Raw genomic sequence first — 19,144 nt, forward strand, 5'->3', positions numbered from 1 at the left:
ACGGGGGGTGTGATATTGTATCTTTGCACGCGAACCCAAGGTTGATTTCCAAAACAAGGATGAGGCCTTTGCAATAAACCACAAGTCTTATCAATTAAAAATTCTCAATTATATTTACAAATGCAACTCTAAACACCTCAAACTGGTTACAACAGAAGGACCATGGTTCTTCGATTTACACCCGACCAGTTCTCGATAGTTTTTCGTTCGGTTCTCGTTGGGTTCTCGTTAGGTCCTCGTTCGTCTCTCGTTCGTCTCTCGTTGCTTATTCGTTAGTCTATCGAAGACCGAACGAGGACCGAACGAGGATCGGACGAATTTCGAACGAGAGAAGAACGAGAGAAGGACGAAAGAAGATCGAGAAAATGACGAGAAACTATCGAAGGCGCAACGAGAAACTGCCAAACCTGATGGGGAAATGGCAGCCTTCTGTTTTCGTTAAGCCAAATGAGCAGGATTGAACTTTCCGAACGTGGTGGAAAGTCAACGTAGTTCGCCTCGGTTAAGTTGTGCCTCAAGGAGAACGCTAAGTGGTCAGTCTGTGATTCTCTCAAGCTGCACGGTGAAATGGCGCATCAGAGGTGCTTCCCATTTAATACGCACACCGTGGGTAATCTGCTGGCGGCGGTCATACACATTCTTCAGAGCTGCTGCGATGACAGCCATGTGGTTGTCGGTATATACACGGCGCGGTATGGCAAGACGCAGAAGGTCAAGACCGTTGAAGCGATTTTCGCGTGTCACAGGATCACGGTCTGCCAACAGATAACCAATCTCGCACCCACGAATACCTGCTTCAAGATAGAGTTCTACCGTGAGTGTCTGAGCCGGAAATTCTTCCTTCGGCACGTGGGTGAGCACCTTTGGTGCATCAACGAAAATAGCGTGTCCACCGGCAGGACGCTGATAAGGAATGCCATACTCATCGAGCAAAGATGCCAGATATTCTACCTGATGAATACGAGTTTGCAGATTGTCAAACTCTGTGTTCTCGTCAAGACCAACTGCCAGAGCATTCATATCGCGACCATTCATGCCACCATAGGTCAGATAACCTTCAAACTGTACACAGAAGCCTTTGGCTCCTTCATACCAGTCTTGGCGTCTTGTGGCGATGAATCCACCCATATTGACGATACCATCCTTCTTGGCACTCATGGTCATTCCATCAGCAAGTGCAAACATTTCTTTTGTAATTTTCTTGATGGTCTTGTCCTGATAATCCTCTTCGCGCGTTTTGATAAAGTATGCGTTTTCGGCAAAACGAGCAGAGTCGAATAGCACCGGTTTGCCGTATTTGTCGGCAATGGCACGAACTGCTCTTAGGTTTTCCATGGATACGGGTTGACCGCCTGCGGTATTGTTGGTGATGGTCACAATGATAAATGGAACTTTATCGCCGTATTGCTCAAGTGCTGCCTCAAGTTTCTTAGGATCGACATTGCCCTTGAAGGGAACTTCGAGTTGCGTGTCCTTCGCATCGTCCACGGTACAGTCGAGCGCCGTTGCTCTACGGCCTTCAATATGTCCTTGGTGGTGTCGAAGTGAGAGTTGCCAGGTATCACATCCCCCTCATGCACAAGGTATGAGAAAAGTACGTTTTCTGCAGCCCTGCCTTGATGGGTGGGGATTACATACTCAAAACCAGTAAGTTTAACAAGTGACTATTACTTAACTTGTTCAAGATAGACCACAACTTGGAAATAAAAGGAAAACTCGGTTTCCTTTTGTATTTCGCTCGGTTTGTACTACCTTTGCATAAAAATAAAGACGAATGGCAAAGGAAGACTCTTGGCTTGATAGCGCACATCTGGCGCGGATGGATAGTACGGATGACAATGTGGAGTGGCATCCGTTGAAACCTTTTCTGCCGAAACAGGGAGAAATATTATTCTTGGGCAGCTTTCCTCCCCAACGTAAAAGGTGGTGTATGGACTTCTATTATCCCAACTTCATCAACGACCATTGGCGCATAGAGGGGGAGGTGTTCTATGGTGACAAACAGCATTTTGTGGATCAAAAGCGCAAGACATTCCGATTGGATGATATTGTCAGCCATTGCGAGAAGTATGGCATCGGTTTCTTTGATACGGCAACAGCCGTGAGACGGTTGAAGGATAATGCCAGCGATAAGTATCTTGAAGTGGTGGAGCAGACTGACGTTGCGGCACTTGTGGCACAGATGCCGATGCTGAAAGCTATTGTGGTGACGGGCGAGAAAGCTGCTGAGACCATATGCCAGCGTATGGGTATAGCCCATGTGCCGAAGGTCAATAGCCATATCATGCTCCCTCTGCAGGTGGAACTATATAGGCTGCCATCTTCTTCGCGTGCCTATCCTTTGGCTTTTGAGAAGAAGGCAGCAGCCTATAGAATGATGTTTCAACGCTATCTGTCGAAGCCTCTGCTATAATACGATGTGGTAATCTACTGATTGATTTGTGTTGAAATCCGGTGTTCACTCTCGATATCGTGTTGTAGCTTGAAAGCATCGGAATCTACAGGACGGAGGGTGAAATCGGGCGTGTTATAGGAATAAAGCAACAGTCGATAATATTCTTTTGGATGACGTTGGGGAAGCATGAAAGGTTTGGTGGCTCTTCCTTGGCGGTCGATGGAGGATAGGTAGATACGCGTATAGAGTCCGTCGTCGCGCCGTGAGGTGAAGAGAAACCATTTGCTGTTCTTTGTCCAGGCATGAAGACTCTCGGTGCGCTTGCTGTTAGCTGCTGTGAGCGGATAGGTCTGCATGGTCTTCAGATTAAGTATCCAGAGGTCGCTTTCGGGATGCCATACGGAGAAGTAGCCATAGTCAATCTGAGTATATAGGAGATAGCGGCCGTCATAGGAAGGACGAGGCCATGTGACACTTTTGCCCATTGTCCTAGCGTTGATGAGTGTATCTACTTGCGTTCCGAAACGTCCCGACATACTGTCGAAAGCCACGCGACAGAGGCTGTAACGTTCTTTATTGTAGTCGGCAGGATAGTTTTGTCGACGCGCTGTGATAAAATATAACCATTTGCCATCAGGAGAAAACACAGGCGTGTTCTCTGCCCATTCCTTTCTCATTAGCAGTGTGTCGCGAAGGATAGAATGTCTCTGAGTGTCATAGACAAAGATGTCCGATTCGGAATCATAGACCTCGATGCGCTTGCTTTTAGCTGCAGCATGAAACATCTGTAAGGTCTTGTTGGTGGAGAAGGCACAGAAACGCCCTTTCGGATGCCAATAGGGATAGACCATCGAACCACCCAACAGTTCGTTTTTTGCCTTCAAAAGTTCAATCTTCCCATTTCTCCTAATGACTGTAGCTCCATGTTCTCCACGTACATGAAAGACATATTGGTCTGGATTGGTTTGGTTGGGTGTATGACAGTTGACGCATTGGTTGGGGATGGCTGTGTTGACGATAAGAGGCGTCTCTTCAAAATTGGAAAGGTCGCGCTGGTAGATTCCCATCTTGCTGTACATGGCATAGCTAGGTGGGATGAGGCGGTAGGTTAGTCCCCATTCATCGAGCGGCTGGTTGCTGACGTGGATACGGAAATCACGATAACGGGTCCACCTACCGTCACGTTCGGCACATACTTCCACGTAGAGGTCTGCACCCTTATTCTGTGTGAGCAACTGATGCCATTCTTTGATGTTGAAGTCGGCATCCTTGCCATTGGCATGCAGTTTGCCACCATGGGCACCTCTTACCACTACGTCAACTGTGGTTACCTGCGGATCGGCTATGGCAAAGTTGAGGGGAGCGATACCGACAGGGATGGTGACGTCAATATAGTCGGGATAGATCTTAGGCAGACGATTGCTCTCCTGCACATCGTGAGGTGTGGAGGAGCACGCTAAGACGAGCAATAGGAAGGCTGATAGAAGATATTTGTTCATTTGCGGTATGCTTGGAAGTTAGAAAAATGCATCTGGAGTGGCATTATAGACCAGTTGCAGTTCATGATAGAACACATGATTCCGGATGCGTTGTGGATGTTCCACCAGACGGCGCATCTTATTTGCCCAGGAACGATACATGAGTGTATGTTCAAGTATAGTGATGTATTTTAGCGCCACTTCATATTGCCCAGTAATCAGGTTAGTCTCTACCAGTCGATACAGTGAACGGGCACTCTTGTTGCAGTTGGGAATGCCCTCCATGGCTTCAAAGGCATTGCGTTGTGACATGGTGATGAATCCCACACGAAGATATACCTCGCTAATCATTTGCATGGCCGGGATGGAGTTCTGGGATCGGAAAGAGGGAGCAAGGCCCTGAAGAAGTTCTTGCCGTTCAATCATCCCTTCATGATAAAGGGCATATTTCGCCACAGCCAGAATGGCAGGATTGTCGGATGGGTGGGTATTATAGCGGTTGGCTATCGTTGCCCAGCGGTGACGTCTGGACAGCATGTCGTAAATCATTTCCTCCTCATCGCCCATCAACTCAGGAGCCCAATGGTAGTCGATGCCTTGGACGAGCATGCGGAGCGGATAAGCCACGACGCGACTGCTGCGCCACTACGGAACCTGCCAACAACAGCAAAGTGCCAAGCACTACCGTAACGATGTGAAATCGCTGTGCTCTATGCAGGAAGCGTAGATGGTAGAGAGGTAATAGAACGATGGCTGGTCCTAACAGCCAGTAGCCCGCAGGGACGAGGACAATAGTCAGCCACATACTACTGCGAGGGTTGTCGGGTAGTATTGCCATTAGGGTTATGGTCAGCAACAATGCTACGGGAACTGTCATCGGTATGGTGGGCACCGTAGTAATATACCACAAGACAAGCGGAGGCAGGAGCGTAAGCCAAGACCAGCGTACTTTGTCGGTTATAACCGAACTCAGAAGACGGGCAGAAATGATCTTGGTCATGACAGCCATCAAGGCGTAGCAACCAGCGCCGATGGCAGGATTGAGAAACAACTGCACGATGCACTCACCAAGATACTGTGCAAATCCACCCGGCACGGCAAGGCGTTCGCTCAGATAGTCTTCTGTCCAAAGAAAAAGCTGCATGCTTTCGCGGAAAAATAAGAGATGAGGAGCTATCCACATCCAATAACAGAACACTGCCACTGCCAATAAAGCATTCTGCAGAGTTGGAAGAAGTTGCAAGTGCTTTTCTTTTATGTGCATCTTCGTTCTTTATTTAGCGTATAATCGATACGAGATGAAAATCTATAAAATGACCCGCCATCAATGAAAAACCGACCACAATGTCACATCATTATTGAGTGACGGAGTGGTCGGGATGGTTTCGGGATGCCTTCGGGTTATTTTATGTTGCCCACCTTGATAAGGTATTCGGCAATCTGTACTGCATTGAGGGCGGCACCTTTGCGAATCTGGTCGCCGGTGAGCCACAAGGTGTTGCCATTATCATCGGCAAGATCCTTGCGGATGCGTCCTACATAGATATCGTCTTTGCCTGCACTCTCCAAAGGCATGGGATATACGTAGTTTTGGGCATCGTCCTTAACGGTTACGCCGGGAGCAGCTTCAAGTGCTGTGCGAATCTGTTCGACGGTAAGCGGACTCTCGGTTTCAAACCATACGCTCTCAGAGTGAGAACGAAGAGATGATACACGTACACAGGTGGCACTTGTGCGTACATCCGAGTGCATGATTTTACGAGTTTCGTTGAACATCTTCATTTCCTCCTTGGTATAGTCGTTGGGTGTCATCTTGTCAATCTGTGGAATGACGTTGTATGCCAACTGGTGGGGGAACTTACTGATGTGATCGGTCTTTCCTGTCTCGATGAGGTCTTTGTACTGCTGTTGCAGTTCTGCCATAGCAGCAGCTCCAGCACCCGATGCACTCTGGTAGGAAGCGATGTGAATCTTCTTGATATGGCTCAGATCGTCGATGGGCTTGAGCACAACAACCATCATGATAGTGGTGCAGTTGGGGTTGGCAATAATGCCACGTGGACGGTTGAGGGCATCCTCGGCATTCACTTCGGGAACTACCAAGGGTACATCGTCGCACATACGGAATGCACTCGAGTTGTCGATCATCACGGCACCATACTTGGTGATGGTTTCGGCAAACTCCTCAGAGGTGCCGCCGCCTGCCGATGTAAAGGCGATGTCGATGTCTTTGAAATCGTCGTTATGCTGAAGCAATTTGACGGTCAGTTCTTTTCCACGAAATGTGTAAGTGGTACCTGCACTGCGCTTTGAGCCGAACAACACCAACTCGTCCATAGGGAAGTTGCGCTGGTCGAGTATTCGAAGAAATTCCTGTCCTACGGCGCCACTGGCGCCAACGATTGCTACTTTCATAATTTATCTTTTTCTTTGGTTATGTTGAATATCCGGGTGCAAAGTTACGATTATGTGAGCAGAATGCAAAGAAAAAGTGTTTTTTTCTTTTGTTTTTGTTGGTTAAAATCCTGTTTGTGGTTACATTCTTGTACTTTTTGTCATGTAAAAGCTTGAATCTATTTGAATTGGAAACGGTTTTTCGCTCGCTTATTCGTACCTTTAATCCTGCGGATTTTAGGTACTCCCGCTCGGAAAAGCTCAAATATATTTGGTTTTTCGCTCGCTTATTCGTACCTTTAATCCTATGGATTTTAGGTACTCCCGCTCGGAAAAGCTCAAATATATTTGGTTTTTCGCTCGCTTATTCGTACCTTTGAACCCTTGTAAAGACAAATATGCAGATGCTGTTATCATATTTCCCCATTACTGATCCCACGCTGATATTCTGCGTGGTGCTGCTCATCATTCTGTTTGCCCCTATCATTATGAGCAAACTGCGCATTCCACACATCATCGGTATGGTGTTGGCGGGAATGATTGTGGGTAAATACGGATTCAATATCCTACAACGCGACGATTCGTTTGAACTGTTTGGCAAGGTCGGATTGCTCTATATTATGTTTCTCGCAGGCCTTGAGATGGACATGGAGAGTGTGAAACGCAATAGCAACCGATTCTTGATATTCGGACTGCTGACCTGTTTCGTCCCTCTATCACTTACGTGGATTATGGCAGAGCATATTTTAGGGTACTCCTCGCAAGCCTCTTTCCTGCTGGGATGTATCATGGCATCGAACACACTAATAGCCTATCCTATAATCGGACGCTACGGACTGCAACGTGAGTCGAGTGTCATGCTGTCTGTCGGTTCATCGATGATCTCACTCTTTCTGGCACTCCTTATGTTGGCAGCCTTGGCAGCTTCCTATGGAGAAGATGTGGGGGTAGGGTTCTGGCTGTTGTTTCTTACTAAGTTTGTGTGCTATTGTGGTGTCAGCGTATGGCTTATTCCAAAACTGACCCGCTTCTTCCTGCGTCGCTATAGTGATGCCGTCATGCAGTTCATCTTTGTATTGGCTATATTGTTTCTAAGTGCTGCGGCTTCAGAAGCCGTAGGAGTGGAAGGTATTGTTGGCGCATTTTTCTCAGGACTGATACTTAACCGATATATTCCCCACGTATCGCCTCTGATGAACCGCATAGAGTTTATCGGTAATGCATTGTTTATTCCCTATTTCCTGATTGGAGTGGGTATGCTTATCGATGTGAGCAGTCTGTTTGAAGGACCACACATGCTGTTTATCGTGACGATGATAGCATTCTTCGGAACCTTCGGTAAGGCAGTGGCAGCCTATCTGTCGAGTCTGCTGTTCCGCTTGCCACAGGTTGCAGGCCGTATGATGTTTGGTCTGACCAGCGCCCATGCGGCTGGTGCCATCGCCATGGTATTGGTTGGCATGCGTTTGGAGATAAGTCCTGGTGTGTATTTGGTCAACAACGAGATACTCAACGGCGTAGTTATCATGATACTCGTCACTTGTCTGATCAGTACGATGACCACCGAACAGGCAGCCCGACAAATCGTGTTGTGCGATAAGTCACATCTGCCTGTGACCAATCAGCAGCGCGATGATGAGCGCATCTTCCTTTGTGTGAAGTATCCAGAGATTGCACCGCAACTTCTCGAACTTGCGGTGATGATGCGCAACCAGAAGTTGAATCGTGAATTGGTGGCGCTCAATGTAGTGTATGATGACCAAAAAGCAGCCATCAATAGGGAACACGGATTGCAATTGTTAGAGAAACTGGAACAACGTGCCAGCGGTTATGATGTGAAGATGCAGACCCAAGTGCGCCTTGCCACCAATATTGCCAATGGCATCAAACATGCCTTCCGTGAGTTTGCAGCCTCAGAAATTATCATGGGTATGCACGTTCATACCGATAACAATCCCAAATTCTGGGGCGATTTCATACAGAGCTTGTATAATGGACTGAGCCGGCAGATTGTGCTCACACGATTCATAGAACCCCTCAATACGCTGCGTCGCATAGAAGTGGTCGTCCCGTCGCGAGCAGAATTTGAACCCGGATTCCATCGCTGGCTTGAACGCTTGTGCCGAATGGCAGGAAATCTTGATTGCCGTATAGAGTTTCATGGACGTCAAGAGTCGTTGGCACTCATCAGAGAATACATCACCAACTGGCATCCCAGTGTGCGCAGCGAATATACCTACATGGCACATTGGAACGAACTGCCCCGATTGGCAGAGACCATACGCAGCGACCACATGTTTGTAGTGGTTACTGCCCGTAAAGGAACCATCTCTTATAAATCTGCACTTGAACGCCTGCCCAATGAGCTTATGCAACATTTTTCGGGCAAGAATCTAATGATAATCTTCCCCGATCAGTATGGTGACATCAAGGAGGAGAATATGACCTTTACTGAGGCCCAGCACCATGAGGAAAGCAGTATCTATGACGCTGTCCTGCGCTGGATCAACAAACAACGAACAAAGAAATTTCTGAAGAAATGATAGCTATCAACAACATCACCAAGAGTTTTGGCAAACTGCAAGTGCTCAAAGGCATAGACCTCACCATAGGAAAAGGTGAGGTGGTCAGTATTGTAGGACCAAGCGGAGCCGGCAAGACAACCTTGTTGCAGATTATAGGAACGCTCGACCGGCCCAATACTGGTTCGGTACATATAGATGGAATCGACGTGACGAGTTTGTCTAACAAAAAACTGGCAGACTTCCGCAACCGTCATATCGGTTTCGTGTTTCAGTTTCATCAACTGCTGCCCGAATTTACAGCGCTGGAAAATATTATGATACCAGCCTATATCGCAGGCACATCAAGTAGCGAAGCCAAACAGCGAGCTTCTGAACTTCTACAGTTTATGGGACTGGCAGACAGAGCCAACCACAAGCCTAACGAACTTAGTGGCGGTGAGAAACAACGTGTGGCGGTGGCACGTGCATTGATCAACAATCCTACGGTCATACTGGCAGATGAACCCAGTGGATCGCTTGATTCGAAAAACAAGGCAGAACTGCATCAGCTGTTTTTCGATTTGCGCGACAAGTACGGACAGACCTTTGTCATTGTTACCCACGACGAACAACTTGCCACGCTTACCGACCGTACCATACATCTGCGTGACGGAGAGTTGGAACAGCCCGAAACTGTTGAACCGTCGGAGCAACCAGTGGAAGGTGAAGACGCTGTAGCAGATCAACACAGCGCAGCAGAACAAACAATAGAACAACCACAAAACGAAGAAATAAATGAAGATAAAACTCGGTGACTATAATACGCTGACGATTGTCAAGGCCGTTGATTTCGGCCTGTATCTTGATGGAGGTGATGAAGGTGAGATACTTCTCCCTGCACGCTATGTGCCTAAAGATGCCAAGATAGGAGACCAACTCGAAGTGTTTATCTATCTCGATCAGGACGAACGCCCAGTAGCTACAACCCAAAAACCGATAGCCAAGGTAGGCGATTTCGCATGGCTTGAAGTGGCATGGGTCAACGAATATGGTGCTTTCCTCAACTGGGGATTGATGAAAGATTTGTTTTGCCCATTCCGCGAGCAGAAGATGCGCATGCAGAAAGGACAATATTATCTGGTCTATATCACCATCGATGAAGAGAGCTACCGACTGATGGCTACAGCCAAGGTTGACAAGTATCTTTTCCCGACCAATGATGAAATCAAACAGACTCCCTATCATATCTATAAACATGGTGACGAGGTGGAAGTGCTGGTGTGGCAAAAGACAGATCTCGGTTTCAAGGTCATTGTAGATAACAAGTATCAGGGTCTTATCTACGAGGGACAGATTTTCCAACCCCTTCATTCGGGCGATCGCCTTAAAGCGTATATCGACCATGTGCGCCAAGACAATAAGATTGATCTGACGTTGCAACCTACTGGACGACGCCAGACCGAAGAGTTCTCCGACGTGCTTCTCCATTATCTACAGGAGAATGGCGGACATTGTGATTTGGGCGATAAGAGTCCTTCGGAACTCATCCAAGATCGATTCAAAGTGAGCAAGAAGGTGTATAAGAAAGCCATCGGCGACTTGTATCGCCGCCGGCTGATTACTGTTGCCGATGATGGTATCACGCTGGTTTGACGTCATCACACATATCCAACGGCAATAACGCAACATCATCAATAGAAACAAAGGTAGGCAGCACCCATGTGCTGCCTACACCTTATTAATAGATATGCCTCATTAGAGAATGCGACCTACGAAGCGGACGTTGAGCGAAGGATAAACAGAAATCTTACTGATAACCTTCAATACCTCGCCAGCATCGCTATTGGTTGTGGTCTTCTCCAGTTTGTTGTCGCGCAGATAAACTTCAGGTGTGCCCCAAAACTGTACACCGAGGTCGAAATTGCAAGTGAAGCGATGCTTCATCGGTACGGGACGTCCAAAGCCTAAACCCACATAGGGGCGAAACTTGCTCACCTTCAGCGTGGCATCTACATTACCATTCTGATCGGGAGTCAGGAAGAAATCGCCCAAATCCAAACCAATCATGTTTTCGTGGGTATTAGGGTTTGCTATTCCCTCGTTGATCAATATCTGGTTGGCCTGATTGATGACTTTCAGCGCACCATCTTCTTTGTTGTAGAGGCTGACCACCTTGTCTTTACCGAAATAAGCACCGGCAGTCAAGTGGAAACTGCTCTGTTTGAAGGGGAAGAAATCAAACAGGACGTGGGCATTGCCACCTATCATGTCGGTCTTGCCCTCTACCTTCACATCTTTAGGGATAGTAAAGCCGCTGATATAATGTTCGTACTGCTGATCTACATTTACATCAATATCCAAATCGGTCTTCACCTTAATGTTAGGGAAGATATCAACACCAGCGCGTACGGCTACATAGGGGGTGACGGGCGCAGCAAGGTCGATAGTGATACCGGTGGTACCCACTCCCGCACCAATGCTAAGGTGGTTGAAAATTCCAAGATCATCGACATCCTGTGCCGAAACATGGGTAAGGCCCAACAGAGCCATGGCAACTAATAGAAGAGTCTTTTTCATTTTTTATAGGTTAATAATGTCTTTACTTTGCAAAAATAGTAAAAAAGTTTGTGATATACAACATATCTTCGGAAAATATGTGTAACTTTATCGACACAAATACATCAAACATTATGGAACTGAAAGAAATCTATACGGCAGACAATAGCCGTTACGCCGATGCAGAGGCACTCTATCAGCGCTGTGGACGCAGTGGAGTGATGCTTCCAAAAGTCAGTTTAGGATTCTGGCATAATTTCGGAGGCAACGACTCTTATGAGCGCAGTCGTGCCATCACTCACTACGCTTTCGACCATGGTATCACCCATTTCGATCTTGCCAACAACTATGGACCGCCATACGGTTCGGCAGAAGAAACTATGGGCAGACTCATGGACGATGACTTCAAGCGCTACCGCGATGAACTGTTCATATCGACCAAAGCTGGTTACGATATGTGGCCTGGACCTTATGGAGAGTGGGGCTCGCGTAAGTATCTTATGGCGAGTATCGACCAGAGCCTCAAGCGCATGCACATAGACTATGTCGATTTGTTTTATAGCCATCGCTTCGATCCCAACACCCCGATAGAGGAAACACTACAAGCCATGGTGGATATTGTGCGCCAAGGCAAAGCACTCTATTTGGGTATCAGCCGTTGGCCACTGGATGCATTGAAGAAAGCGGTGGACTATCTGAAAGCACACGACACACCATTGTTGATATTCCAAGACAAACTCAACATGTTGGACCGCACACCGCAGGAGAATGGCACGCTCGACTATTGTACAGCAGAGGGTATCGGTTTCATATCGTTCTCACCGTTGGCGCAAGGATTGCTTACCGACCGTTATCTCAACGGAGTGCCTGCCGATAGTCGCATGGCTCAAGAGCGTTTCTTGAAACATTCGGCATTAACGCCAGAACTCCTGGCACAGTTGCAACAACTCAATCAAGAGGCTGCTGATCGTGGAGAAACATTGGCAGAAATGGCATTGGCATGGATTCTCCAACAGCATGGCGTGACAAGTGTATTGGTTGGTGCAAGTAGTGTTAAGCAGTTGGCTACCAATATGAAATGTGTGCATGCAGCAGGTTGATCCTCCTATTACAGGTTACCTGCAAACTGTGACAATATTGCACAGCATGACTGTGCACACCTAAATTTTAGTTTTCAGAAAATTTCGACCACTCGACCACCACTATAGTGTAAGGTGTTATTACACAATACTTTAAGTGGTGGTCGATTGCCTTCGTTTCGACCACCACTCGACCACCGACCAACGTTTTTACTATCGACAACCCAAACTACCAAGTGTGAGTCAGCGAATACATTAGGAAACGTTGTATAGCGATGTTGTGTAATATTGTATAAGAGTGCATAATAGATCAAAGTATTATCCAACGTTTGATAAAGGTATTATCCAACGTTTGATAAAAGTATTATCCAACGTTTGATAAAGGTATTATCCAACGTTTGATAAAAGTGTTTTCAACGTTTGATAAAAGTGTTTTCAACGTTTGATAAAAGTGTTTTCAACGTTTGATAAAGGTGTTGCCACTGTTTGAAAACTATCCTGTCATCATCGAACACCCACGTAAGTCGATGTTCTATAGGATATTATGCAGTTGGGTGTTTGATGTTAACAAAATCATAACGTCGCGTGTGCGTGCGCGTACGTACATTATATATATGGTGCATTCGATAGCATCGAAACATTCTTCTTTTGTCTATCAACGAAAAAGACGGCAACCCGTGAAGGATGCCGTCTTTCCAGTATGCTATGTGTGATTTAGAAATCAGCTGTCTTTGGAGTACGTGGGAAAGGAATCACGTCGCGGATATTCTGCATGCCGGTGACAAACAGGATGAGGCGTTCGAAACCGAGACCGAAACCGCCGTGAGGACAACTGCCATAGCGACGGGTGTCGAGATACCACCACATATCCTTCATAGGAATCTGGCGACGCTCGATTTCAGCCATCAGTTTGTCGTAACTCTCCTCACGAACAGAACCACCAATGATTTCGCCAATCTGTGGGAACAGCACATCGGTGCCCTGAACGGTACGGCGTTCTTCGCTGTCGTTGTTCTGCTTCATATAGAAAGCCTTGATGTCGCGTGGGTAGTCGGTCATGATGACTGGCTTCTTGAAGTGTTCCTCCACAAGGAAACGCTCATGCTCGGAAGCGAGGTCCATACCCCATGATACGGGGAATTCAAACTTCTTACCGTTCTTCACAGCCTCTTCCAGAATCTCAATACCCTTGGTGTAGGGCAGACGCACGAAGCTATCTTTCAATATGCCCTCCAAGCGCTCAATCAGCGTCTTGTCGATCATCTTGTTGAGGAAAGCAAGGTCATCCTTACAGTTTTCCAATGCCCAACGCACGCAATACTTGATGAAGTCTTCCTCAAGGTCCATCAGATCGTTGAGGTCGATGAAGGCGACTTCTGGCTCAATCATCCAAAACTCAGCCAAGTGGCGTGGAGTATTGGAATTCTCAGCACGGAAGGTTGGGCCGAAAGTATAGATGGCACCCAGTGCGGTGGCACCGAGCTCACCCTCCAACTGTCCGCTGACGGTCAGTGAAGTTTGCTTGCCAAAGAAGTCATCGTCATAGATGATGCTACCGTTCTCGTCCTTTTTCAGGTCGTAGAGATTCTTGGTGGTCACCTGGAACATCTGTCCGGCACCTTCGCAGTCGCTGGCAGTAATCAGTGGTGTGTGGAAATAGAAGAAGCCATGCTCATGGAAGTATTGGTGGATGGCAATAGCCATGTTGTGGCGTATGCGCATCACAGCACCGAAAGTATTGGTACGCAGACGGAGGTGTGCATTCTTGCGCATCACCTCAAACGACTGGCCTTTCTTCTGCATGGGATAAGTGTTATCGCAGAGACCATAGATTTCCAAGGTCTTGGCCTGAATCTCACTGCTCTGACCAGCACCCTGACTCTCTACCAAAATACCAGTGGCACAGATACATGCACCAGTGGTAATCTGCTTGAGCATTTCTTCATCAAACTGTGAAGGGTTAACAACGATTTGTACGTTGTTGATGGTGCTTCCGTCGTTGAGGGCAATGAATTCAACGGCCTTCGAACTACGGTGGGTACGCACCCATCCCTTTACACAAACATCTTTTCCAAAGTCTGTACTCTTCAGTACATCTACTATCTTAGTTCTTTTCATCACTTGTTATATTTTCAGTGAGTCGTTGTTGGTTTATTCGTAAGCACCCATGCGCAGACGATCTACCTCTTCCTCTGTCAGGTAGCGCCAGTCACCACGACGCAGGTTCTTCTTGGTAAGTCCGGCAAACTGTACACGGTCGAGCTTGGTTACTTTATAGCCGAGGCTCTCGAAGATACGGCGTACAATGCGGTTTTTACCAGAGTGGATCTCGATGCCCACCTGCTTCTTGTCAACAGGGTCTGCATACTGGATGTCGTCGGCTTTGATGTCACCGTCGTCGAGGGTGATACCTTCGGCAATCTGCTGCATATCATGGGCAGTCACGTTCCTATCGAGATAAACGTGATAAATCTTTTTCTTGAGGAACTTAGGATGGGTCAGTTTCGATGCCAAGTCACCATCGTTGGTGAGCAGAAGCACACCGGTGGTGTTGCGGTCGAGACGACCTACAGGATAGATGCGCTCAGGACAAGCATCCTTGACGAGATCCATCACAGTCTTACGCTGTTGAGGATCGTCGCTGGTGGTCACGTAGTCTTTGGGCTTGTTGAGCAGCACATAGACTTTCTTCTCTGGAGTGACAGGAGTGTCGTGGAACTTCACTTCGTCGGTGCGCAATACCTTGGTGCCCAATTCGGTTATCACTTCTCCGTTGACGGTCACTACACCTGCCTGGATGAAATCATCAGCTTCACGACGGCTGCAAACACCGGCGTTGGCAAGGAATTTGTTCAAACGGATGGGCTCGTTGGGATCGTAGTTCTCCTCTTTATATTCTATACGCTTCTTGAAGCTGTACTTTGCATTGGGATCATAGTCTGCAGTGCGCTGACGATTATATCCGCGTTTGTTGTTATATCCGCCACGCTGCTGGTAACCACCCTGCTGCTGGTATCCGCCGCGGTTGTTGTAACCGCCACGCTGCTGATATCCACCCTGCTGCTGGTATCCACCGCGGTTGTTGTAACCGCCGCGCTGTTGGTAACCGCCGCGCTGCTGATATCCGCCTTGCTGCTGATAACCTCCCTGCTGGAAGTCGCCTTGCTGGCGTGATTGGTAGCCGCCCTGTTCACCGTCCTGCTGATTGTTGTTGTATCCGCGATTATATCCACGGTTGTTGTTGTAACCGCCGCGCTGCTGATATCCGCCACGCTGCTGGTAACCACCGCGGTTGTTGTTATATCCTCCACGCTGCTGGTATCCACCTTGCTGACGTGGCTGGTATCCGCCCTGTTCACCATCCTGCTGATTGTTGTAGCGGGGACGATAGGAACGCTGGGCGTTATTGTTCTGAAGTCCGGCACCGAATCCTTCTGGACGGAAACCGCCTTCATCATCGTTCTGACTGCGGTTGTAGCCGCCCTGGTTATAGGTGCGTGTCTGTTGATGAATACGGGGACGTGGTGAACGCCCCTGTCGATAAGTGTTCTGTTGGTTGGAGTAACCCTCTCGGTTGCTGGCGCCCTGCTGGTTTGCAGATTGTTCTTCTGTCTTCTTCTCGTTTTCGAAATCCATAATTGTTGTTTCCTTTCTTTTTCGGGAACCTCACGGTTCCTCTTTGGGGGTTAATACTTTAAATGCCTGTATAATTCATTGGCGTAATAGCCATAAGTTCCTCTTTTACCTCATCGCTGACATCCAGACCTGCAATGAATTCGTGAATCAGTTCTGGGGTCATCTTCTGGTTAGTACGAGTCAATGCCTTCAGAGCCTCGTAGGGGTGGGGGTATGCTTCGCGGCGCAGGATAGTTTGGATGGCTTCTGCTACCACAGCCCATGTGTTGTCGAGGTCTGCCTCTATCTTCTCTTCGTTGAGAATGAGTTTACGCAAGCCTTTCAGTGTGCTTTGTATGGCAATGACAGCATGTCCCATAGGCACGCCGACGTTGCGCAATACAGTAGAGTCGGTCAGGTCGCGCTGCAGGCGGCTGACGGGCAATTTCTGGGCTAAGAATTGCAGAATGGCATTGGCAATGCCGAGGTTGCCTTCTGAATTTTCATAGTCGATGGGGTTCACTTTATGAGGCATAGCGCTCGAACCAACCTCTCCAGCCTTGATCTTCTGCTTGAAGTATTCCATAGAGATATACATCCAGAAGTCGCGATCGAGATCGATGATGATGGTGTTGATGCGGCGCATGGCATCAAAGATAGCGCCCATCCAGTCGTAGTTAGAAATCTGAGTGGTCCACTGTTCACGCTCTAATCCGAGTTTCTCAGCCACAAACTTGTTACCGAATTCGCGCCAGTCGTATTGTGGGTAAGCCACATGGTGGGCGTTGTAATTACCGGTTGCACCACCGAATTTGGCGGTAATGGGAGTGTCTTTCAATCCACGCAACTGTTCTTCAAGGCGATAGACATATACCATAACCTCTTTACCCAAACGTGTGGGAGAAGCGGGCTGTCCGTGTGTCTTGGCGAGCATAGGAACGTTTTTCCATTGTTCGGCATAGTCGTTGAGCTGTTCGATGAGCTCTTCTACCATAGGATAATACACCTGTTCGAGTGCTTCCTTGATAGAGAGGGGAACGCTGGTGTTGTTGATGTCCTGTGAAGTCAGTCCGAAATGAATAAACTCCTTATACTTGTCGAAATTGCCAATCTTGTCGAGCTCTTCCTTGATGAAATACTCCACAGCTTTCACGTCGTGGTTGGTTGTCTTCTCGATTTCCTTTACGCGTCCGGCATTCTCTTCTGAGAAATTGCGGTAGATGTTGCGGAGTGTTTCGAATAGGTTATGGTCAAAATCCTCCAATTGTGGCAAGGGTAGCTCGCAGAGTGTGATGAAATATTCAATCTCTACGCGCACTCTGTATTTGATGAGTGCATACTCTGAGAAAAATCCTGCCAACTGTTCTGTTTTGTTTCTGTAACGTCCGTCAATAGGCGAGATGGCGGTCAATGTGTCTAATTTCATTAGTGTGTTACGCTTAGTTGTTTATATAGCTATATTACAATATATTGTCTCTATTAGGCTGCAAAGTTACGAAAAAATGTGCTAACTGATGCATGGCTTCGTGTGATATTTGCGGTCTGTGGCTGGTTTTTGTGATATTTTAGCAATTTTGAATGAAATAATAATGGGCAGAACTGAATTTCTGCCCATTAACCTTTGGTTTTGTATGATAACTGATAGGTTTTTTATCTACTATCAATCATTGGAGTTTTATGCCATGTTATTGTTTCTTATCGCTAAGCAGGCGCACATTGGTCAGTTTTACGGATGCACTGGCTGTATCAATGTCTTCTCCCTTTTTGCTATAGACGAAGGTGGAGTTGCTGATATTGATATCGCGTACGCATTGCATGCCTTCTATACCATGGGCTTTGATGGCTGTCTCTGCACCACGGCAGATGATATTGTCGATATGGATATCTTGGAAATGGGGCACAAATTGTGCTTCATCACCCTTTGGAGCCAATGCTTTGGCATCGGATGCTCCTGCTGGCCGATTGACATAGTCGCACTGGAAAACAACGGCTTCGTCTTTGATGTCTGTCATGACGATATTGCTGATGTAGAGTTGGCTGGTCTCACCGCCACGGCCTACACCGCTCTTGAAGCGCAAACCGGTATCTGTTCCGGCAAAACGGCAGTTGCGTGCCACTACACGACGCACACCGGCTGCTGTCTCACTACCCAGTACAAAAGCTCCATGTGCGTGATATACTGTGTTGTTCTCTACCAGAATGTCTTCACATCCTGATACAGCAGAAGCTTTGGGACGTCCGCTCTTCAGGCAGATACCGTCGTCACCCACATTGACTGTGGAATTGACAACCAGCACACGTTGACAGTCGGAGAGGTCGATGCCGTCGCCATTCTGTGCATTCCAAGGGCAACGCACGGTGATGCCGTCGATGATGATGTCTGAAGAATAGCATGGATGTACGTGGAATCGGGGCGAGTTTTGGAAGGTAACGCCTTGGAACAAAACTCTTTTGCATTTTTCAAATCTCACAAGGTCGTTGCGCATCTGCTCCTGTGCTACGGGCGATTTGGCAATGTCAGGATAGCTGTTGCGCATCTGCCAAGGATACCAGAGTGTGCCATCTTTCATCTCCTGTCCGCCCATACTCTTAAACTGGCTCCATTCTGTATCGCTTACTTTTGATCGCTTTACGGGACGCCATTGGGCACCGTTGCCGTCAATGATACCTTCTCCGGTAATGGCAATGTCAGTACGTTTCTCAGCACGGATGCAGGGATATACTCTCCGGGCTTTGGTGTCTGCATCGCGATAGATGCTTTTGTCAGGTGAGAAATAGATGATGGCATTCTTTTCCAAATGCAGATCGATGTGGTCTTTCAGTTCGATAGGACCAGTCAGCCAAACGCCTGTTGGTACTATGAGGTGTCCACCGCCTTGTTGTGCCAACTTGTCGATGGCATCCTGGATGGCTTTGGTGCAGAGGGTAACACCGTCGCCTATTCCGCCTGCCTCTGTCAGCGTGATGCTTCGGCTGGGGATGTTGACCTGTTGTGGTTGGTTTAACGTGACTGGAGTCTGGTTGTAATACTTCTGATAGTCTTGCGCTGACAATAGTACTGGCATGCAGAGTGCCAACAAAGTCAGCATAGATGTGATAGTTTTTTTCATACTTTTTTTATTT

Annotated in this window: 14 protein-coding genes and 1 pseudogene; 5 read left to right on the plus strand and 10 right to left on the minus strand. The window is 47.6% G+C overall.

Annotated elements, in window-relative coordinates; genetic code table 11:
- Positions 1-534: 534 nt before the first annotated feature.
- Positions 535-1,661: pseudogene (locus tag CIK90_RS06225) on the minus strand (tryptophanase); the annotation flags it as partial.
- A gap of 158 nt (positions 1,662-1,819) precedes the next feature.
- On the opposite strand from CIK90_RS06225, the gene CIK90_RS06230 reads away from it, so the two are divergent.
- Positions 1,820-2,413 carry a uracil-DNA glycosylase family protein gene (locus CIK90_RS06230; protein WP_094464644.1) on the plus strand — a complete coding sequence of 198 codons (594 nt, stop codon included), beginning with the start codon at positions 1,820-1,822 and terminating at the stop codon, positions 2,411-2,413.
- A 14-nt stretch (positions 2,414-2,427) separates the two neighbouring features.
- Here CIK90_RS06230 and CIK90_RS06235 read toward each other — a convergent pair whose 3' ends face one another.
- The 4 genes from CIK90_RS06235 to CIK90_RS06250 form a co-directional block, all read right to left on the minus strand.
- Positions 2,428-3,894, minus strand: coding sequence for a PD40 domain-containing protein (locus tag CIK90_RS06235; protein ID WP_094434308.1), 1,467 nt, complete (start codon positions 3,892-3,894; stop codon positions 2,428-2,430).
- An 18-nt stretch (positions 3,895-3,912) separates the two neighbouring features.
- On the minus strand, positions 3,913-4,500 hold the full coding sequence (locus tag CIK90_RS06240; protein ID WP_144007232.1) for a DUF6057 family protein: 588 nt from the start codon (positions 4,498-4,500) through the stop codon (positions 3,913-3,915).
- The gene (locus tag CIK90_RS06245; protein WP_094464609.1) at positions 4,445-5,137 is read right to left on the minus strand and encodes a DUF6057 family protein; all 693 of its coding nucleotides are present in this window, start codon (positions 5,135-5,137) and stop codon (positions 4,445-4,447) included. The genes CIK90_RS06240 and CIK90_RS06245 overlap by 56 nt, the downstream gene beginning before the upstream one ends.
- A gap of 137 nt (positions 5,138-5,274) precedes the next feature.
- Positions 5,275-6,288 (minus strand): aspartate-semialdehyde dehydrogenase, encoded by a 1,014-nt coding sequence (locus tag CIK90_RS06250; protein WP_094464610.1) that lies wholly within the window; start codon positions 6,286-6,288, stop codon positions 5,275-5,277.
- Between the two features lie 377 nt (positions 6,289-6,665).
- Between CIK90_RS06250 and CIK90_RS06255 the strand changes: the two genes are divergently transcribed.
- The 3 genes from CIK90_RS06255 to CIK90_RS06265 are packed head-to-tail and all read left to right on the plus strand — an operon-like array spanning position 6,666 to position 10,424.
- Complete coding sequence (locus CIK90_RS06255; RefSeq protein WP_094464611.1) at positions 6,666-8,810, plus strand: cation:proton antiporter; 2,145 nt, start codon at positions 6,666-6,668, stop codon at positions 8,808-8,810.
- Positions 8,807-9,586 (plus strand): ABC transporter ATP-binding protein, encoded by a 780-nt coding sequence (locus CIK90_RS06260; RefSeq protein WP_094440250.1) that lies wholly within the window; start codon positions 8,807-8,809, stop codon positions 9,584-9,586. The genes CIK90_RS06255 and CIK90_RS06260 overlap by 4 nt, the downstream gene beginning before the upstream one ends.
- The gene (locus CIK90_RS06265; protein WP_094464612.1) at positions 9,567-10,424 is read left to right on the plus strand and encodes a S1 RNA-binding domain-containing protein; all 858 of its coding nucleotides are present in this window, start codon (positions 9,567-9,569) and stop codon (positions 10,422-10,424) included. Before CIK90_RS06260 ends, CIK90_RS06265 begins: the two co-directional genes overlap by 20 nt.
- Before the next feature lie 102 nt (positions 10,425-10,526).
- On the opposite strand, the gene CIK90_RS06270 is transcribed toward CIK90_RS06265, so the two are convergent.
- Positions 10,527-11,348, minus strand: a complete 822-nt coding sequence (locus tag CIK90_RS06270) for a hypothetical protein (RefSeq protein WP_094391393.1) — start codon at positions 11,346-11,348, stop codon at positions 10,527-10,529.
- Between the two features lie 113 nt (positions 11,349-11,461).
- Here CIK90_RS06270 and CIK90_RS06275 point away from each other — a divergent pair, with 113 nt between their 5' ends.
- A complete protein-coding gene (locus CIK90_RS06275) occupies positions 11,462-12,427 on the plus strand; it encodes an aldo/keto reductase (RefSeq protein WP_094464645.1) in 966 nt (321 codons plus the stop codon).
- A 693-nt stretch (positions 12,428-13,120) separates the two neighbouring features.
- Here CIK90_RS06275 and asnS read toward each other — a convergent pair.
- The 4 genes from asnS to CIK90_RS06300 form a co-directional block, all read right to left on the minus strand.
- On the minus strand, positions 13,121-14,524 hold the full coding sequence (asnS, locus tag CIK90_RS06285) for an asparagine--tRNA ligase (protein WP_094440247.1): 1,404 nt from the start codon (positions 14,522-14,524) through the stop codon (positions 13,121-13,123).
- Positions 14,525-14,557: 33 nt separating this feature from the next.
- Positions 14,558-16,042: a pseudouridine synthase gene (locus CIK90_RS06290; RefSeq protein ID WP_094464614.1), complete on the minus strand. Its 1,485-nt coding sequence runs from the start codon at positions 16,040-16,042 to the stop codon at positions 14,558-14,560.
- A 58-nt stretch (positions 16,043-16,100) separates the two neighbouring features.
- Positions 16,101-17,447, minus strand: a complete 1,347-nt coding sequence (purB, locus tag CIK90_RS06295) for an adenylosuccinate lyase (protein WP_094391390.1) — start codon at positions 17,445-17,447, stop codon at positions 16,101-16,103.
- A gap of 259 nt (positions 17,448-17,706) precedes the next feature.
- Complete coding sequence (locus CIK90_RS06300) at positions 17,707-19,131, minus strand: glycoside hydrolase family 28 protein (RefSeq protein ID WP_094464615.1); 1,425 nt, start codon at positions 19,129-19,131, stop codon at positions 17,707-17,709.
- Positions 19,132-19,144 lie beyond the last annotated feature (13 nt).

The sequence above is a fragment of the Prevotella sp. P5-126 genome, from assembly GCF_002251185.1.
Classification (GTDB): domain Bacteria; phylum Bacteroidota; class Bacteroidia; order Bacteroidales; family Bacteroidaceae; genus Prevotella.

Excerpts from the sequence above, each read along its gene's own strand:
- CIK90_RS06230 (WP_094464644.1), top strand. The coding sequence starts at position 1,820 with ATGGATAGTACGGATGACAATGTGGAGTGGCATCCGTTGAAACCTTTT.
- CIK90_RS06235 (WP_094434308.1), bottom strand. The coding sequence starts at position 3,894 with ATGAACAAATATCTTCTATCAGCCTTCCTATTGCTCGTCTTAGCGTGC.
- CIK90_RS06245 (WP_094464609.1), bottom strand. The coding sequence starts at position 5,137 with ATGCACATAAAAGAAAAGCACTTGCAACTTCTTCCAACTCTGCAGAAT.
- CIK90_RS06250 (WP_094464610.1), bottom strand. The coding sequence starts at position 6,288 with ATGAAAGTAGCAATCGTTGGCGCCAGTGGCGCCGTAGGACAGGAATTT.
- CIK90_RS06255 (WP_094464611.1), top strand. The coding sequence starts at position 6,666 with ATGCAGATGCTGTTATCATATTTCCCCATTACTGATCCCACGCTGATA.
- CIK90_RS06260 (WP_094440250.1), top strand. The coding sequence starts at position 8,807 with ATGATAGCTATCAACAACATCACCAAGAGTTTTGGCAAACTGCAAGTG.
- CIK90_RS06265 (WP_094464612.1), top strand. The coding sequence starts at position 9,567 with ATGAAGATAAAACTCGGTGACTATAATACGCTGACGATTGTCAAGGCC.
- CIK90_RS06270 (WP_094391393.1), bottom strand. The coding sequence starts at position 11,348 with ATGAAAAAGACTCTTCTATTAGTTGCCATGGCTCTGTTGGGCCTTACC.
- CIK90_RS06275 (WP_094464645.1), top strand. The coding sequence starts at position 11,462 with ATGGAACTGAAAGAAATCTATACGGCAGACAATAGCCGTTACGCCGAT.
- asnS (WP_094440247.1), bottom strand. The coding sequence starts at position 14,524 with ATGAAAAGAACTAAGATAGTAGATGTACTGAAGAGTACAGACTTTGGA.
- CIK90_RS06290 (WP_094464614.1), bottom strand. The coding sequence starts at position 16,042 with ATGGATTTCGAAAACGAGAAGAAGACAGAAGAACAATCTGCAAACCAG.
- purB (WP_094391390.1), bottom strand. The coding sequence starts at position 17,447 with ATGAAATTAGACACATTGACCGCCATCTCGCCTATTGACGGACGTTAC.
- CIK90_RS06300 (WP_094464615.1), bottom strand. The coding sequence starts at position 19,131 with ATGAAAAAAACTATCACATCTATGCTGACTTTGTTGGCACTCTGCATG.